Below are 15,546 nucleotides of genomic sequence, written 5' to 3' on the forward strand. Positions count from 1 at the left end.
TCGTACCCGATCTCCAGGATCTTCTCCCGGATCAGACCCGGAATGTCGACATAGGTCTCCGTCGTCACCTCACCGGCGACATGGACCTGGCCGGTCGTGATCATGGTCTCGACCGCGACCCGGCTCTTGGGGTCGCCCTTGAGCATGGCGTCGAGAATCGCGTCGCTGATCTGGTCTGCGATCTTGTCCGGGTGGCCCTCGGTGACCGACTCGGAGGTGAACAGGCGGCGGGACAACTCAGTGGCTCCTCATGCAGCGGCTGCTGACGTCGATGGCTTGGGCGTGAGACGGCCAAAGCGCTCCGCCGAGTGTAGCCCTACATGACGCGGCGCCGCTCAACCGTCTTGGCAGATGGTCGTGGCCGACGGCCTAGAGATCGGGAAGTGGATCCTTCGGCAGGTCCCCAGGGGAGAACGCTACGGCGTCCGCGGCCCCGACGACCGCGACGTATTCATCGTCGACCTCGAAAACCGTACCACCCAATTGGATCGTGGGCCCGGCGGCGAACCGCACCGGCCCGAGGCGGGTCTGGCGGGGGTAGGTGGCCCACACGGCGGCGGGTTCGTATCGGCTGAACACCTTGGTGGCCAGCACGATGATGGACCTCTCGGTGACCACGACCATGTAGTTGGCCACACCGCCGGAGCGGACCAGGGTGACCGGGAAGACATAGTGAATGTCCTCCCCAGGCGGCAGCAGAGCGCGGCAGCGTCCTCTGATGGCGGCGGTCACCGGCATGTGTTCGGCCCTCCCGGTCCGGCATCCACCTGGAGTATCCGTCGTAAGACGGCCGCCAGCAAGCGGCTTGCGCCCAGGTATGGGCTCGGTGTCGCCGATCTGTGACCTGGGAGCCCCTTCCCCGGCCCGGACCGCGCGGCCTCCGCGCCGGCCCGCGTCAGGCGAGGCGGGCGGCGATCAGATCCCAGACGACGTCGGCGAGGGCTTCCTTCGGGCCGCGCGGGATCTCGACCGGGTCTCCGCCCGCCACCAGGACCACGGCGGCGTTGTCGGGGGTGCCGAAGGCGAGGTTCTCCCCCACCTGGTTGACGACGAGCAGGTCACAGCCCTTGCGGGCGAGCTTGGCCCGGCCGTTGGCGAGCACGTCGTCGGTCTCGGCGGCGAACCCGGCGATCACTTCGGGGGCGGGCTTTCCGCCCTGCCTGCGCCGGTCGCACAGCTCCGCCAGGATGTCCGGATTCTTCGCCAGGTGGATGGGCTCCGGCTCGGCGGACGTCTTCTTGATCTTGGAGTCGCTGCGGGCGACGGGGCGGAAGTCGGCGACGGCCGCGGCCATGACCACCGCGTCCGCGTGCTCGGCCGCCTCGAACACGGCGGCCCGCAGATCGGCCGCGGATTCGACGCGCACCACCTTGGCCCCCGCCGGGTCGGGCAGGGCCACGTTGGCGGCGACCAGGGTGACCTCGGCGCCGCGCGCCACGGCGGTGCGGGCCAGCGCGTACCCCTGGAGGCCCGAGGAGCGGTTGCCGATGAAGCGGACCGGGTCGATGGCCTCGCGCGTGCCCCCCGCGGAGATCACCACGCGGCGGCCGGCGAGATCGCGGTCGCGCCCGGCGAGCACGAGGCGGCAGACCTCGAAGATCTGCAGAGGGTCCGGGAGGCGCCCGGGACCGGTGTCGGCGCCGGTCAGCCGGCCCACGGCCGGGTCGATGACCAGAGACCCCCGCTCGCGCAGGGTCGCGACGTTCGCCCGGGTGGCGGGATGCTCCCACATCTCGGTGTGCATGGCGGGAGCGAAGACCACGGGGCAGCGGGCGGTCAGCAGGGTGTTGGTGAGCAGGTCGCCGGCCAGGCCGTGGGCGGCCTTGGCCAGGATGTCGGCGGTCGCCGGGGCGACCACCACCAGGTCGGCGCCCTGGCCGATGCGCACGTGGGGCACCTCGTGGACCGACTCCCACACCTCGCTGGTGACCGGGTTGCCCGACAGGGCGGCCCAGGTGGGCTCGCCGACGAAGCGCAGCGCGTCACGGGTCGGGACGACCCGGACCTCGTGCCCCGACTCGGTGAACAGCCGCAGCAGCTCGCAGGCCTTGTACGCGGCGATGCCCGCGCCGACGCCGAGAACGACTCTCGGCCTCGCGCGGTCCTGGCTCGCCATCACGGGCGGTCTCCGAACGCGGTGGTATCGGTCTGGATCGGCCCCGCGGCCTCAGCCCTCGATGGGCTCGGAGCTGAGCAGCCCCTCGGAGACCTCGCGCAGCGCGATGGACAGCGGCTTCTCCTGGGCGTGGGTCTCCACCAGGGGACCGACGTACTCGAGGAGGCCCTCACCGAGCTGGGAGTAGTAGGCGTTGATCTGGCGCGCCCGCTTCGCGCCCATGATGACCAGGCTGTACTTGCTGTCGACGACCTCAAGCAGCTGGTCGATCGGCGGGTTGGTGATGCCTTCGGCAACCGGGGCAGTGCCTGCCACGTCGTCGGCCTCTCAGTCGAATGTCGAGTCTTGCGTCTTGGCCTCGGAGGATACCAAGCGGGAACGACGGCGCCCGCTCGCTATGCCGGGCCGATCGTCACTTCAGCAAGGCTACCAGCCGGCCGCACACGTCCTTGACGGCCGTGTTGACGAGCGAGAGGTCGAACTCCTTCTCGGCCGCCAGCTCGACGCGGCCCGCGGCCAGGCGGCGCGCGATGACGTCCTCCGGCTCGGTGCCGCGACCACGCAGGCGGCTCTCCAGCTCCTCCCAGCTCGGCGGGGCCAGGAAGACCAGCAGGGCCTCGGGCATGGTCTCACGAACCTGCCGGGCGCCCTGGAGGTCGATCTCCAGGAGCGTCGGCACGCCCTCGGCGAGCTTGCACTCGACGGGCGCGCGGGGAGTCCCGTAGCGGTTGCCGGCGAATTCCGCCCATTCGAGCAGCTCTCCGTCGGCGACCATGCGGTCGAACTCCTCATCGGTGACGAAGAAGTACTCGACACCGTGCGTCTCGCCCGGACGGGGCGTCCTGGTGGTCACCGAGACCGACAGCCACACCTCTGGGTGGGACCGCCGAAGCTCGGCGACGACCGTGGACTTGCCCACGCCCGACGGCCCGGACAGGACCGTGAGGCGGTTTCCCGTCGGTCCGGAGGAGACCACTGTCGCCTCCGGACTCCCGGATGGAGGCATGGAGTCACCGTCACGTGTCCCGGACCCCCCGAAAACGGGCGCCTCGTGGGCTCCGCCCTCATCGGGCCAGGACGTACCGGTCACACCACACCCCCCGTGAATCTCTCGCGGGCCGAGATCAGCTCTCGGCGCCGCCGAACTCGCGCTCCAGCGCGGCGCGCTGGTTCGCCCCGAGGCCCCGTACACGACGGGACTCGGCGATACCGAGCCGCTCCATTAGCTGCTTGGCGCGGACCTTGCCCACGCCGGGGAGCGACTCCAAAAGTGCCGACACCTTCATCTTGCCGATGACGTCGTCGGTCTGACCATCCTTCAGCACCTCAGCCAGAGAAACCGCGCCGTGCTTCAGCCGGTTCTTGACCTCAGCACGCTCCTTGCGGGCCTTGGCAGCCTTCTCCAGGGCTGCGGCGCGCTGCTCGGGGGTCAGGGGAGGAAGAGCCACGCCGGGTCACCTCGAATTTCTGTCGATGTACTCGGACGGGAGGGGAAACTAGCTGGTCTTGGCCCTTCAAGCAACGTCAAGACCAGTTTCTCCCCCCAAGAAATTAAATTCCTCACCGTCCGTGGTCATCGTATCGCTGTGCGTCGACAAAACCGGGCCTGTACAGGCCCCTCGCGGGCTAGTCCTCTCAGTCGGCCGGGGCCGCCCCGGGCTAGTCCTTTCGGCTCGATTCGGACGTGGCCCGGGCCCTTCGCGGCTCAGCCGGAAAGGACGCGGCGGAGGGCCGCGGCGATGCCCGCGGCGGCCGCTCCGGGGTCGGCGGAGCCGGTGATCGGCCGCCCGATCACCAGAAGGTCGGCCCCGTCGGCGATGGCCTGCTCCGGAGTCGCTACTCTTGCCTGATCCTGGGTGTCGGAACCGGCGGGCCGCACCCCGGGAGTGATCAGCATGACGCCCGGCCCGACCTCCGCGCGCACCGCGGCGACCTCGCGCGGCGAGCAGACGAGGGCCTGGGCGCCCGCGCCGACGGCCTCAACGGCCAGACGGCGCACGGCGTCGCTCGCGGGTCCCCTGACCCCGATGCGCTCGAGATCGGCCTCTGACAGCGATGTCAGGGCCGTCACGGCGGCAATGCGGGTGTTGGGGAGCGCGTCCACCGCGGCGCGGATCATGGTGCGCCCTCCGGCCGCGTGGACGGTGAGGATGGCGGGCTTGAGCCGCGCGACGGCCCGGGCCGCGCCGGCGACGGTGTTCGGGATGTCGTGGAGCTTGAGATCGAGGAAGACCTGGACGCCCGTCGCGCCGCGCACGGAGGCGATCACGTCGGGGCCGTAGCGCAGGTAGAGTTCGAGGCCGACCTTGACTGTGCTCACGTGCGGCGTGACCAGGGCCGCCCAGCGGGCCGCCGTCTCCAGATCTGGTGCGTCCAGGGCGACGGCGATGGGTGCGGACGTCACAGAGAGCTCTCCTCCAGGTCGATGCGGTGCCGGGGGCCCGCCCCGGGGGGTCGGTGTGCGAGCCCGACGGCGTCGGCGAGCCGCTCGAAGCCGCGCTCTTTGAGCAGCTCTTCGAGCTCCCGCAGGATCCGCAGGCAAGCGTAGGGGTCGTGGAACAGTGCGGTGCCCACCGAGACGACACAGGCGCCCGCGAGGATCAGTTCCAGGGCGTCGCGGCCGGTCAGGACGCCGCCCATGCCGACGATGGGCACGCCGGGCAGCGCGGCGTGCACCTGCCACAGGCAGCGCACGGCCAGCGGCCGGATCGCGGGCCCGGAGAGCCCTCCGGTGCCGGCGGCGAGCGAGGGGCGCATGGTGTCCACGTCGATGCTCATGCCGAGCGGGCTGTTGATCATGGCGAGCGCGTCGGCGCCGCCGTCCACGCACGCGCGGGCCACCGCGACGATGTCGGCGACGTCGGGGGCGAGCTTGGCCACGACGGGGACGTCGTAGCGCATGGTGGCCCGCACCGACGCGAGGACCTCGGCGGAGGCGGCCGGGTCGCGGGCGAACACCCGGCCGAGATCCTCGACGTTCGGGCAGGAGAGGTTCACCTCGATCGCGGCCACGCCGGGCGCGTCGGCCAGCCTGCGCGCCAGCGCGGTGTACTCGGCGACGCTGCCTCCGGCGATGGACACGACGGCGCGCGCTCCCCGCTCGACGAGCCGGGGCAGCTCGCGTTCCAGGAAGACCTCGACGCCCGGCCCCTGGAGCCCGACGGCGTTCAGCATGCCGGAGGGCGTCTCGGCCATGCGGGGAGTCGGCCGCCCGGCCCTGGGCGCCATGGTGATCGAGCGGGTGACGACCGCGCCGAGGCGGGCGAGGTCGAAGAACTGGGAGAGCTCGGCCCCGGAGGCGGCGCACCCGGCGGCCGTGGTGATCGGGTTGGCCAGTTCGACGTGCGCCAGGTACGTCCGCATGTCAACTGACATTTCGGGTGTGAGCACCTCCCTCCTGTGCTCGTCCCCCAGGCGCCCCCAGGGCGTCGAACGGGATGGTGCCGATGTCCTCGAACCGCACCCGCTCTCCGCGGAAGACCGGCCCCTCCACGCAGGATCGCACCATGCGGGTCACCCCGTCATCACCGATCACCGGGAGCACGCAGGTCATGCACACGCCGTACCCGCACGCCATCGACTCCTCCACGCAGACCTGCACCGGGATGTCGAACTCGACGGCGACGGCGGTCACCCCGCGCAGCATCGGCATCGGGCCGCACGCGTACACGACGTCGGCGCGCGCGTCCGCGATCACCGACGGCAGGGCGTCGGTGACCCGGCCGCGCAGCCCCAGCGAGCCGTCCTCGGTGGTGAGCGTCGTGGTCTCCCCCATGCGCCGGGCGCGCAGCGCGCCGAAGACCCGGTCGGCCGAGGCCGCCCCGAGCACGAAGTCGACCCGGCAGCCGCGCTGCTGCAGGGTGTCGGCCAGCGCGAACAGCGACGCCGAGCCGTACTCGCCGCCGACCAGCACGCACGCGCACGGGTCGCGCGGCACCGGGAACGGGCGGCCGAGCGGCCCGACCAGGTCCAAGGTGTCCCTGGCCTTGCGCTCGGCCAGCCATGAGGTGCCCGGGCCGCGCACGGCGAAGACCAGCTCCACCGTGCCGCCGTAATCGGGCTTGACGTCGTGCACGGAGAAGGCCCGGCGCGTCAGCGTGGAGGTGTGCGGCCCGCCGACGGCCACGGAGACGAAATGCCCAGGTCGGAAGCGCTCGGCGATGCCGGGCGCGACCACGGTCAGGGCGTGGTAGGCGTCCACGCGGCGCGTCGTCAGCACCGTGCCCGTCACCTGCACCGGAGTAACGGCCGTCTCCTCCACCTCCCGCCGGGCGTCAGCCCCTCAGCCGCTGGGCGTGCTCCTGGAGCGACCGTACGCCCACCGAACCCGCCGCGATCGCCTGGATGCCCTGTACGGCCGCACCGAGCCCCTGCACAGTGGTGACGCACGGGATGCCCCGCAGGACGGCGGCGGTGCGGATCTCGTAGCCGTCCAGGCGCGGCCCGGACTGCCCTGGGCTGCCGAAGGGGGTGTTCACGATGAGGTCCACCTCGCCGTCCAGGATGCGGGTCACGATGGTGGGCTCACCGTCCGTGCCGACGCCGTCGCTCTGCTTTCGCACGATCTTGGCATGGACGCCGTTGCGGCGCAGCACCTCGGCGGTGCCCTCTGTGGCGAGGATCTCGAACCCGAGGTCGGCGAGCGCCTTCACCGGGAAGATCATCGCCCGCTTGTCACGATTGGCGACCGAGACGAACGCGCGGCCCTTGGTGGGCAGCGAGCCGTAGGAGGCCGACTGCGACTTGGCGTAGGCGGTGCCGAACACCTCGTCGATGCCCATCACCTCGCCCGTGGAGCGCATCTCGGGCCCGAGGATCGTGTCGACGCCCCGGAACCGGTTGAAGGGCAGCACGGCCTCCTTGACGGCGATGGGGGCGTCCAGCGGCAGCGTGCCACCGTCGCCCTCGGCGGGCAGCATGCCCTCCGAGCGCAGCGCCGCGATGGTCGTGCCCATCATGACCCGTGCCGCGGCCTTGGCCAGCGGCACGGCCGTCGCCTTGGACACGAACGGCACCGTGCGGCTCGCGCGCGGGTTGGCCTCAAGGACGTACAGGACGTTGGCCAGCATGGCGTACTGGACGTTCAGGAGCCCGCGCACGCCCACGCCACGGGCGATGGCCTCGGTGGCCGCGCGGATGCGCTTGATGTCGAACCCGCCGAGGGTGATCGGCGGCAGCGCGCACGCCGAGTCGCCGGAGTGGATGCCGGCCTCCTCGATGTGCTCCATGACCCCGCCGAGGTAGAGCTCCTCCCCGTCGTACAGGGCGTCCACGTCGATCTCGATGGCCTCGTCGAGGAACCTGTCGACGAGCACCGGATGGTCGCTGGCCGCTCCGGCCCGCGCCATGTACGCGCTCAGCGTCTCCTCGTCGTACACGATCGCCATGCCGGCGCCGCCGAGGACGTAGGACGGGCGCACCAGCACCGGGTATCCGATCTCCTCGGCGATGGCCCGCGCCTCCTCCACGGTGACGGCGGTGCCGTGCTTGGGGGCGGGCAGGCCGGCCTCGGCGAGCACCCGCCCGAAGGCGCCGCGCTCCTCGGCCAGGTGGATGGACTCGGGACTGGTGCCGACGACCGGCACCCCGGCGTCCTTGAGCGCCTGTGCGAGCCCGAGCGGCGTCTGGCCACCGAGCTGGACGATCACTCCGGCGACCGGCCCGGTCTGCTGCTCGGCGTGCACGACCTCAAGGACGTCCTCCAGGGTGAGCGGCTCGAAGTACAGCCGGTCGGAGGTGTCGTAGTCGGTCGAGACCGTCTCGGGGTTGCAGTTGACCATCACGGTCTCGTACCCGGCGGCCGACAGCTCGAACGAGGCGTGGACGCAGGCGTAGTCGAACTCGATGCCCTGCCCGATGCGGTTGGGCCCGCTGCCGAGGATGATGACCTTGGGCCGGTCGCCGTAGGGGACCTCGGTCTCCTCGTCGTAGGTCGAGTACAGGTACGGCGTCTTGGCGGCGAACTCGGCGGCGCAGGTGTCCACGGTGTTGTAGACCGGCCGCACGCCGAGCCCGTGGCGCAGCGCCCGCACCTCCGGCTCGGTGACGCCGCGGATCTCGGCGATCTGCGCGTCGCTGAAGCCGTGGCCCTTGGCGCGGGTCAGCGCGGCGAGCGTCAGCTCGCCGGCGCCGATCGCCCGCGCCTCCTCGTCGATGAGGTAGAGCTGGTCGAGGAACCACGGGTCGATGCTGGTCGCCTCGTACAGCTCCTCGAGGGTCGCGCCGGCCATGATGGCCTGCTGCATGGTGCGCAGCCGCCCGTCGTGGGGGGTGCGGCAGGCGCTGAGCAGCGCGTCCTTGTCTCCGGGGTCTCCGGCCCAGCCGAAGGACGATCCCTTCTTCTCCAGCGACCTGAGGGCCTTCTGGAGGGCTTCGGGGAAGGACCTGCCGATGGCCATGGCCTCGCCGACCGACTTCATGTGGGTCGTGAGGGTCTGGTCGGCGCCGGCGAACTTCTCGAAGGCGAAGCGCGGCACCTTGACCACGACGTAGTCCAGCGACGGCTCGAACGACGCCGGCGTCTCGCGGGTGATGTCGTTCGGGATCTGGTCCAGCGTGTAGCCGACGGCGAGCTTGGCCGCGATCTTGGCGATCGGGAAGCCGGTGGCCTTGGAGGCCAGGGCGCTCGACCGCGACACGCGCGGGTTCATCTCGATGACGATCATGCGTCCGGTGCGCGGGTCGACCGCGAACTGGATGTTGCAGCCGCCGGTGTCGACGCCGACCTCGCGGATGACCGCGATGGCCACGTCGCGCATGTTCTGGTACTCGCGGTCGGTGAGGGTCATGGCCGGGGCGACCGTGACGCTGTCGCCGGTGTGCACGCCCATCGGGTCGATGTTCTCGATGGAGCAGACGATGACGACGTTGTCGGCCCGGTCGCGCATGACCTCCAGCTCGTACTCCTTCCAGCCGAGGATGGACTCCTCCAGGAGCACCTCGGTGGTCGGCGAGGCGTCCAGGCCCGCGCCGGCGATGCGGTGCAGGTCCTCCTCGTCGTAGGCGAACCCCGACCCGGCGCCGCCCATGGTGAAGCTCGGCCGCACGACGACCGGGTAGCCGAGCCCGGCCGCGGCGTCCAGGCATTCCGGCAGCGTGTGGCAGATCGCCGACCGCGCCGACTCGGCGTTCAGGCCGTGCTCGGCGGCGACCTTGGCGACGATCCGCTTGAACAGCTCGCGGTTCTCCCCCGCCTGGATGGCGTCGATGTCCGCGCCGATCAGCTCGACCCCGTAGCGCTTCAGAACCCCCGCCTCGTGCAGGGCGACCGCCGTGTTGAGCGCGGTCTGCCCGCCCAGGGTGGGCAGCAGCGCGTCGGGACGCTCCCTGGCGATGATCTTCTCGACGATCTCGGGGGTGATCGGCTCGACGTAGGTGGCGTCGGCGAACTCCGGGTCGGTCATGATGGTCGCCGGGTTGCTGTTGACCAGGACCACCCGGTAGCCCTCGGCCCGCAGAACCCTGCACGCCTGGGTGCCCGAGTAGTCGAACTCGCAGGCCTGGCCGATCACGATCGGCCCCGAGCCGATCACCATGATCGACTCGATGTCCGTGCGCTTAGACACTCTTGCCACCCTCCGTGGTGCCCGGGCGCGCCATCAGGGCGCAGAACTCGTCGAACAGGCCCGCGGCGTCGTGCGGGCCGGCGGCGGCCTCCGGGTGGTACTGGACGCTGAACGCGGGGCGGTCCAGCAGGCGCAGGCCCTCCACGCAGCCGTCGTTGAGGTTCACGTGGCTCACCTCCGCGCGGCCGTACGGCGTGTCGAACGGGCCGTCGGTGGGAGCCTGCACGGCGAAGCCGTGGTTGTGCGCCGAGATGTCCACCTTGCCGGTGCGGCGGTCCTGCACAGGCTGGTTCACGCCCCGGTGGCCGTACCGCAGCTTGTAGGTGCCGAGCCCGAGGGCACGGCCGAGGATCTGGTTGCCGAAGCAGATGCCGAAGACCGGCGTGCCCGCGTCCAGCACGCCCGTGACCGCCTCGACGGCGTAGTCGGCGGTCGCGGGGTCGCCCGGCCCGTTGGACAGGAAGACCCCGTCGGGGTCGAGCGCGAGGATGTCGGCCGCCGTCGCGCTCGCGGGGAGCACGTGGACCTCGCATCCCCGCTCGGCCATGCGGTAGGGGGTCATCGCCTTGATGCCGAGGTCGACCGCCGCGACCGTGAAACGCTTCTCGCCGTGGGCGGGGACGACGTACGGCTCGGGCGTCGAGACCTCCTTGGCCAGGTCGGCGCCGACCATCGCGGGACTGCTGCGGACCTTCTCGACCAGCTCCTCGACCGGGGCGGCGGGCGAGGTGAACACGCCGGCGCGCATGGCGCCGCGCTCGCGCAGGTGGCGGGTGAGCGCCCGGGTGCCCGGCATGGCGATGCCGACGACACCCTGCCGGCGCAGCTCCTCGTCCAGCGAGCGGCGGGACCGCCAGCTGGAGGCGACGCGGGCCGGCTCGCGCACGACGTACCCGGCGACCCAGATGCGGGAGGACTCCGGGTCCTCGTCGTTGACCCCGGTGTTGCCGATGTGCGGCGCGGTCATCGCCACGATCTGCCGGTGGTAGGAGGGGTCGGTGAGGGTCTCCTGGTATCCGGTCATGCCGGTGGAGAACACCATCTCGCCGAAGGTCTCGCCCTCGGCGCCGTACGGCGTGCCGTGGAAGACCCGGCCGTCCTCCAGCACGAGGACGGCCGTGCCCGTGGTCGCGAGCGTCACGTGAGCTTCCCTTCGAGAACGGTGGGTCGGCCGCGCAGGAACGTCGCGACGACTCGGCCCGGCAGGGTCATGCCCTGGTAGGGGGTGTTACGGCTCTTGGAGGCGAACCCGCCCGGGTCGACCGCCCATCGGGTGGCGGGGTCGAGGAGGGTGAGGTTCGCGGGGGCTCCGGGCTTCAGCGGCCCGCCATGGCCGTCCAGCCGGCCGATGCGGGCCGGCCGCGCGGACATGCGGTCGGCGACGCCCGCCCAGTCGAGCAGGCCCGTCTCGACCATGGCCTCCTGGACCACCGAGAGGGCGGTCTCCAGGCCGATCATGCCCATGGCCGCCGCCGGCCACTCGGTCTCCTTGTCCTCGACCGGGTGGGGGGCGTGGTCGGTGGCCACGCAGTCGATCGTGCCGTCGGCGAGCGCCTCACGCAGCGCCACGACGTCCGCCCGGGTGCGCAGCGGGGGGTTCACCTTGTAGATCGGGTTGTAGGGGCCGGTGGGCGAGTCCTCGGCGAAGGCGTCGGTGAGCAGGAGGTGGTGCGGGGTCACCTCGGCGGTGACGTCCCAGCCCTTCGACTTGGCCCAGCGGATGATCTCGACCGACCCGGCCGTGGAGACGTGGCAGATGTGCAGCCGGGACCCGACGTGCGCGGCCAGCAGGCAGTCGCGCGCGATGATCGCCTCCTCGGCGACGGCGGGCCAGCCGGTCAGCCCGAGGCGCCCGGACACGGCGCCCTCGTTCATCTGCGCGCCCTCGGTCAGCCGCGGCTCCTGCGCGTGCTGGGCCACCACCCCGTCGAACGCCTTGACGTACTCGAGGGCCCGGCGCATGAGGACGGCGTCGGAGACGCACACCCCGTCGTCGGAGAAGACCCGCACCCGGGCGGCGCTGTCGGCCATCGCGCCGAGCTCGGCGAGCTGCCTGCCCGCGAGCCCCGAGGTGACCGCGCCGACGGGCTGCACGTCGCAGTGGCCGGCCTCCTGGCCGAGCCGCCAGACCTGCTCGACCACGCCCGCCGTGTCGGCGACCGGCGAGGTGTTGGCCATGGCGTGCACGGCGGTGAACCCGCCGAGCGCCGCGGCGGCCGTGCCGGACTCCACGGTCTCGGCGTCCTCGCGCCCCGGCTCGCGCAGGTGGGTGTGCAGGTCGACCAGGCCGGGCAGCGCGATCAGCCCACTGGCGTCGATGTGCCCGGCCCCGGTGCCGTCCACCTCGCCGGGCGCCCCGATCTCCGCGATGTACCCGGCCTTGAGCAGGATGTCCTTGGGCTCGCCCCCGAGAACGCGGGCGCCCTTCAGCAGGTAGGTCACTGGTTTCCCCCGATCGCGGGCTCCGAGCCGGACAGCAGCAGGTACAGGACGGCCATCCGCACGGTCACGCCGTTGGTGACCTGCTCGACGATGGTGGAACGCGCGCAGTCGGCGACCTCGGCGGCGATCTCCATGCCGCGGTTCATCGGCCCGGGATGCATGACGATCGCCTCTTCGGGCATCCTGCCGAGCCGCTCGGGGTCCAGGCCGTAGCGGCGGCTGTACTCGCGGGCCGAGGGGAAGTAGGAGGCGTTCATCCGCTCGTGCTGGACGCGCAGCATCATGACCACGTCGGACTTGGAGAGCACGGCGTCGAAGTCGTAGGAGACCTCGCACGGCCAGTCGCCCATCGCCACCGGCAGCAGCGTCGGCGGCGCGACCAGCGTCACCTCGGCCCCGAGGGTGTGCAGCAGGTGGACGTTGGAGCGGGCGACCCTGCTGTGCAGCACGTCGCCGACGATCGTGACCCGGCGGCCGTCGAGGTCGCCCAGGCGGCGGCGCATGGTGAAGGCGTCGAGCAGCGCCTGCGTCGGGTGCTCGTGGGTGCCGTCCCCCGCGTTCACCACGCTGCCGTCGACCCAGTTGGCCAGGCGGTGCGGGGCCCCGGAGGCGCCGTGGCGGATCACGACGGCGTCGGCGCCCATCGCCTGCAGGGTGAGCGCGGTGTCCTTGAGGCTCTCGCCCTTGGAGACGCTCGACCCCTTCGCCGAGAAGTTGATCACGTCCGCGGACAGCCGCTTGGCGGCCGCCTCGAAGGAGATGCGGGTGCGGGTGGAGTCCTCGAAGAAGAGGTTCACGACCGTGCGGCCGCGCAGCGTCGGCAGCTTCTTGATGGAGCGGCCGGAGACCTGGGCCAGCTGCTCGGCGGTGTCGAGGATCAGCAGGGCGTCGTCGCGCGACAGGTCGGCCGTCGACAGCAGGTGACGCATCATCGCCGGTCTCCTCTCGGGCCGTCGGCGGGCTCGGCGGTGAACGAGGGCAGCGGCTTCATCGCTGGCCTCCTCTCAGCAGGACCGCGTCACGCTGGTCGATCTCGGCCAGGCACACCCGGACGGTCTCGGCGCGGGAGGTGGGGAGGTTCTTGCCGACGTAGTCGGCGCGTATCGGAAGCTCGCGGTGGCCGCGGTCGACCAGGACCGCCAGCCGGACCGCCGTCGGGCGGCCGAGGTCGTTCAGCGCGTCGAGCGCCGCGCGCACCGTGCGGCCGGAGTACAGGACGTCGTCGACCAGGACCACGATGCGGCCGTCGACGCCCTCCTTGGGCAGGTCGGTGCGGCCGAGGGCCCGCGCGGGCCGGAGCCGCAGGTCGTCGCGGTACATCGTCACGTCGAGGGAACCGGATGCCACCGGGCGGCCCTCGACCTGCTCGATGCGGTCGGCGAGCCGTCGCGCGAGGACGGTGCCCCTGGTCGGGATGCCGAGGAGCAGGAGCTTCTCGGGGCCCTTGGCGCGTTCGAGGATCTCGTGGGCGATGCGGGTGAGGGCCCGGTTGATGTCGGGAGCCTCCAGGACGGCGCGCTCGCCGTCGACGGGACGCCCACCGCCGGGCACGACCTCCCCATTGGAGCGGGGCTCGTCATCGCGCGCCTGATTTCGGGCTGCGTTCATGAGGGTCACCACCTTTCCCGCCTCACAGGACGGGTCTTAAAGGAACTGGCGTGCCCCACGTTAGCAGCCCCATGCCGAACCCTCAGAACCGGCCGGACCTTCCCAACCTGCGCAGATGCGGTCAGGCCGCCCCCTGCGGGGCGTCCCGGCCGGGCCGGCGATCTTTACGAGATCGGCGCGGAATCCATGCCCGCCCGGGATGCCGGGAGCAGGCCCAGCGCTTACTACCGAGCATAGGAGGGCGGAACCGGACAGGATTCGGCATCTTTTTTCCAATCAGCTTGACCAATCACGTCCACACCTTTACCGTCACTGTCCGTAACCACACCTCGCGACGTTCTCGGGTAAACCACGACGCGTCGGTCACCGATGGTGCCTCCCCGGGTGCCACCCGATCGCCGTGGCATTCGTCGCAAGGCGCACAATAAGTGAGAACGTTCATAGAAAGCCGGGGGGCCAAACAATGCCGTCTGACTACGCAAAGTCGCTGGGCGCAAGACTCCGCGCCATCCGCACCCAGCAGGGACTATCACTGCATGGAGTCGAAGAGAAGTCGCGGGGAAGGTGGAAGGCCGTCGTCGTTGGCTCCTACGAGCGTGGCGACCGTGCCGTGACGGTGCAGAAGCTCGCCGAGTTGGCCGACTTCTACGGCGTGCCGGTCTCGGAGTTGCTTCCCGGCGGCTCCGCGCCGAGCCCGCTTGGCCCGACGCCGAAGCTCGTGATCGATCTCGAGCGGCTCGCGCAGTTGCCGAAGGAGAAGGCCGGTGCGCTCGCCCGCTACGCGGCCACCATCCAGAGCCAGCGTGGCGACTACAACGGCAAGGTGCTCTCGATCCGCCAGGAGGACCTGCGGTCCCTCGCGGTCATCTATGACAAGTCCCCCACCGAGCTGACCGAGGAGCTCATCAACTGGGGTGTGCTCGACGCCGAGGCGCGCCGCGCCGTCGAATCCTTCTGATCGGTCCCCCCGTTCCGGACCGCACCGGGACGATCGTGAGCCGTACGCGCTGACGAGCCCGCCGGGTGAGCCTCACCGCTCACCCGGCGGGCTTTTCTCATCCCTGGGCGCCTTGCGGGGTTTCCCACAATGACAGTCATCAAATTGTCAGCCCAGATTCCACTTTGCTACGTTCGTGGCGTGCGGCTGACGCGGTTCACCGACCTCGCCCTGCGGGTCACCATGCGCCTGGCGGTCACGGCGCCGGGGACGACCATCACCACCAGACAGGTGGCGGAGGCCATGGCGATCCCCTACACCCACACCGCCAAGGCCATCTCCCGGCTGCGGCATCTCGGGGTGGTGGACGCCCGCAGGGGGCGCGGCGGCGGCCTGGAGCTCACCGCGTTCGGCCGCACGGCGTCGCTGGGCTGGCTGGTCCGCGAGCTGGAAGGCGAGGAGGAGGTCGTGGCGTGCGAGGGCGAGACCCCCTGCCCGCTGCGGGCCGCCTGCCGTCTGCGCGGCGCGCTGCGCAACGCCCAGCAGGCGTTCTACGCCGCTCTCGACCCGCTGACGGTGGACGATCTGGTCGCCTCGCCGACCGGACCGGTGCTGCTCTCCCTCGGCTGAGGGCGGCGGCGCACGGCCGGTTTTTTCCGCCCTTAAATATGAAGATCAATACCAATTATGGCTGCGGCCACGGGACCCCCGAAGCCGCCGGCATCCACCTGGCCGCTTGGCCCGCGACGCCCCGACCCCTGTCGTGCGAACGGTCACCACCACTGTATCCAGGCAGGTCACCCGCCATCGCGCCAGGACACCCCAGCGTTCCGGCGCCCGGGGCGCCGCTCCTCACCTGACCGGCGAACGCCGGTCCG

16 protein-coding genes are annotated in these 15,546 nt (G+C 71.3%); 2 read left to right on the plus strand and 14 right to left on the minus strand.

From position 1 onward, the window contains the following. From MYF83_RS35720 to pyrR, 14 genes are all read right to left on the minus strand, one after another. A partial coding sequence (locus MYF83_RS35720) for an S-adenosylmethionine synthetase N-terminal domain-containing protein (protein ID WP_279340511.1) occupies positions 1-236 on the minus strand: 236 nt, incomplete at its 3' end. A 133-nt stretch (positions 237-369) separates the two neighbouring features. Continuing rightward, the gene (locus MYF83_RS35725) at positions 370-738 is read right to left on the minus strand and encodes a hypothetical protein (protein WP_248965197.1); all 369 of its coding nucleotides are present in this window, start codon (positions 736-738) and stop codon (positions 370-372) included. Between the two features lie 157 nt (positions 739-895). Beyond that, on the minus strand, positions 896-2,116 hold the full coding sequence (gene coaBC / locus MYF83_RS35730; protein WP_248965271.1) for a bifunctional phosphopantothenoylcysteine decarboxylase/phosphopantothenate--cysteine ligase CoaBC: 1,221 nt from the start codon (positions 2,114-2,116) through the stop codon (positions 896-898). Positions 2,117-2,167: 51 nt separating this feature from the next. Further along, positions 2,168-2,431, minus strand: coding sequence for a DNA-directed RNA polymerase subunit omega (gene rpoZ / locus MYF83_RS35735; protein ID WP_248965200.1), 264 nt, complete (start codon positions 2,429-2,431; stop codon positions 2,168-2,170). Positions 2,432-2,528: 97 nt separating this feature from the next. Then, a complete protein-coding gene (gene gmk, locus MYF83_RS35740; protein WP_248965201.1) occupies positions 2,529-3,122 on the minus strand; it encodes a guanylate kinase in 594 nt (197 codons plus the stop codon). Between the two features lie 118 nt (positions 3,123-3,240). Then, positions 3,241-3,564, minus strand: coding sequence for an integration host factor, actinobacterial type (mihF, locus tag MYF83_RS35745; RefSeq protein ID WP_114031276.1), 324 nt, complete (start codon positions 3,562-3,564; stop codon positions 3,241-3,243). Between the two features lie 257 nt (positions 3,565-3,821). Beyond that, positions 3,822-4,520 (minus strand): orotidine-5'-phosphate decarboxylase, encoded by a 699-nt coding sequence (pyrF, locus tag MYF83_RS35750; protein ID WP_248965202.1) that lies wholly within the window; start codon positions 4,518-4,520, stop codon positions 3,822-3,824. Then, positions 4,517-5,491 carry a dihydroorotate dehydrogenase gene (locus MYF83_RS35755; protein WP_248965204.1) on the minus strand — a complete coding sequence of 325 codons (975 nt, stop codon included), beginning with the start codon at positions 5,489-5,491 and terminating at the stop codon, positions 4,517-4,519. The genes pyrF and MYF83_RS35755 overlap by 4 nt, the downstream gene beginning before the upstream one ends. Next, positions 5,481-6,377, minus strand: a complete 897-nt coding sequence (locus MYF83_RS35760; RefSeq protein ID WP_372500338.1) for a dihydroorotate dehydrogenase electron transfer subunit — start codon at positions 6,375-6,377, stop codon at positions 5,481-5,483. Before MYF83_RS35760 ends, MYF83_RS35755 begins: the two co-directional genes overlap by 11 nt. Before the next feature lie 13 nt (positions 6,378-6,390). Continuing rightward, on the minus strand, positions 6,391-9,681 hold the full coding sequence (gene carB, locus MYF83_RS35765; RefSeq protein ID WP_248965205.1) for a carbamoyl-phosphate synthase large subunit: 3,291 nt from the start codon (positions 9,679-9,681) through the stop codon (positions 6,391-6,393). Further along, a complete protein-coding gene (gene carA, locus MYF83_RS35770; RefSeq protein WP_248965207.1) occupies positions 9,674-10,822 on the minus strand; it encodes a glutamine-hydrolyzing carbamoyl-phosphate synthase small subunit in 1,149 nt (382 codons plus the stop codon). The genes carB and carA overlap by 8 nt, the downstream gene beginning before the upstream one ends. Next, positions 10,819-12,123 (minus strand): dihydroorotase, encoded by a 1,305-nt coding sequence (locus MYF83_RS35775; protein WP_248965208.1) that lies wholly within the window; start codon positions 12,121-12,123, stop codon positions 10,819-10,821. Before MYF83_RS35775 ends, carA begins: the two co-directional genes overlap by 4 nt. Beyond that, positions 12,120-13,055: an aspartate carbamoyltransferase catalytic subunit gene (locus MYF83_RS35780; protein ID WP_248965210.1), complete on the minus strand. Its 936-nt coding sequence runs from the start codon at positions 13,053-13,055 to the stop codon at positions 12,120-12,122. The genes MYF83_RS35775 and MYF83_RS35780 overlap by 4 nt, the downstream gene beginning before the upstream one ends. 55 nt (positions 13,056-13,110) lie before the next feature. Continuing rightward, positions 13,111-13,731 (minus strand): bifunctional pyr operon transcriptional regulator/uracil phosphoribosyltransferase PyrR, encoded by a 621-nt coding sequence (gene pyrR / locus MYF83_RS35785; protein ID WP_248965211.1) that lies wholly within the window; start codon positions 13,729-13,731, stop codon positions 13,111-13,113. A 463-nt stretch (positions 13,732-14,194) separates the two neighbouring features. Between pyrR and bldD the strand changes: the two genes are divergently transcribed. Next, the gene (bldD, locus tag MYF83_RS35790) at positions 14,195-14,689 is read left to right on the plus strand and encodes a transcriptional regulator BldD (protein WP_189166358.1); all 495 of its coding nucleotides are present in this window, start codon (positions 14,195-14,197) and stop codon (positions 14,687-14,689) included. Positions 14,690-14,869: 180 nt separating this feature from the next. Beyond that, positions 14,870-15,298 carry an RrF2 family transcriptional regulator gene (locus MYF83_RS35795; RefSeq protein WP_248965212.1) on the plus strand — a complete coding sequence of 143 codons (429 nt, stop codon included), beginning with the start codon at positions 14,870-14,872 and terminating at the stop codon, positions 15,296-15,298. Positions 15,299-15,546: the final 248 nt, after the last annotated feature.

The organism is Sphaerisporangium perillae (assembly GCF_023276435.1).
GTDB lineage: Bacteria > Actinomycetota > Actinomycetes > Streptosporangiales > Streptosporangiaceae > Sphaerisporangium > Sphaerisporangium perillae.

Excerpts from the sequence above, each read along its gene's own strand:
- MYF83_RS35725 (WP_248965197.1), bottom strand. The coding sequence starts at position 738 with ATGCCGGTGACCGCCGCCATCAGAGGACGCTGCCGCGCTCTGCTGCCG.
- coaBC (WP_248965271.1), bottom strand. The coding sequence starts at position 2,116 with ATGGCGAGCCAGGACCGCGCGAGGCCGAGAGTCGTTCTCGGCGTCGGC.
- gmk (WP_248965201.1), bottom strand. The coding sequence starts at position 3,122 with ATGCCTCCATCCGGGAGTCCGGAGGCGACAGTGGTCTCCTCCGGACCG.
- MYF83_RS35755 (WP_248965204.1), bottom strand. The coding sequence starts at position 5,491 with ATGTCAGTTGACATGCGGACGTACCTGGCGCACGTCGAACTGGCCAAC.
- MYF83_RS35780 (WP_248965210.1), bottom strand. The coding sequence starts at position 13,055 with ATGATGCGTCACCTGCTGTCGACGGCCGACCTGTCGCGCGACGACGCC.
- pyrR (WP_248965211.1), bottom strand. The coding sequence starts at position 13,731 with ATGAACGCAGCCCGAAATCAGGCGCGCGATGACGAGCCCCGCTCCAAT.
- bldD (WP_189166358.1), top strand. The coding sequence starts at position 14,195 with ATGCCGTCTGACTACGCAAAGTCGCTGGGCGCAAGACTCCGCGCCATC.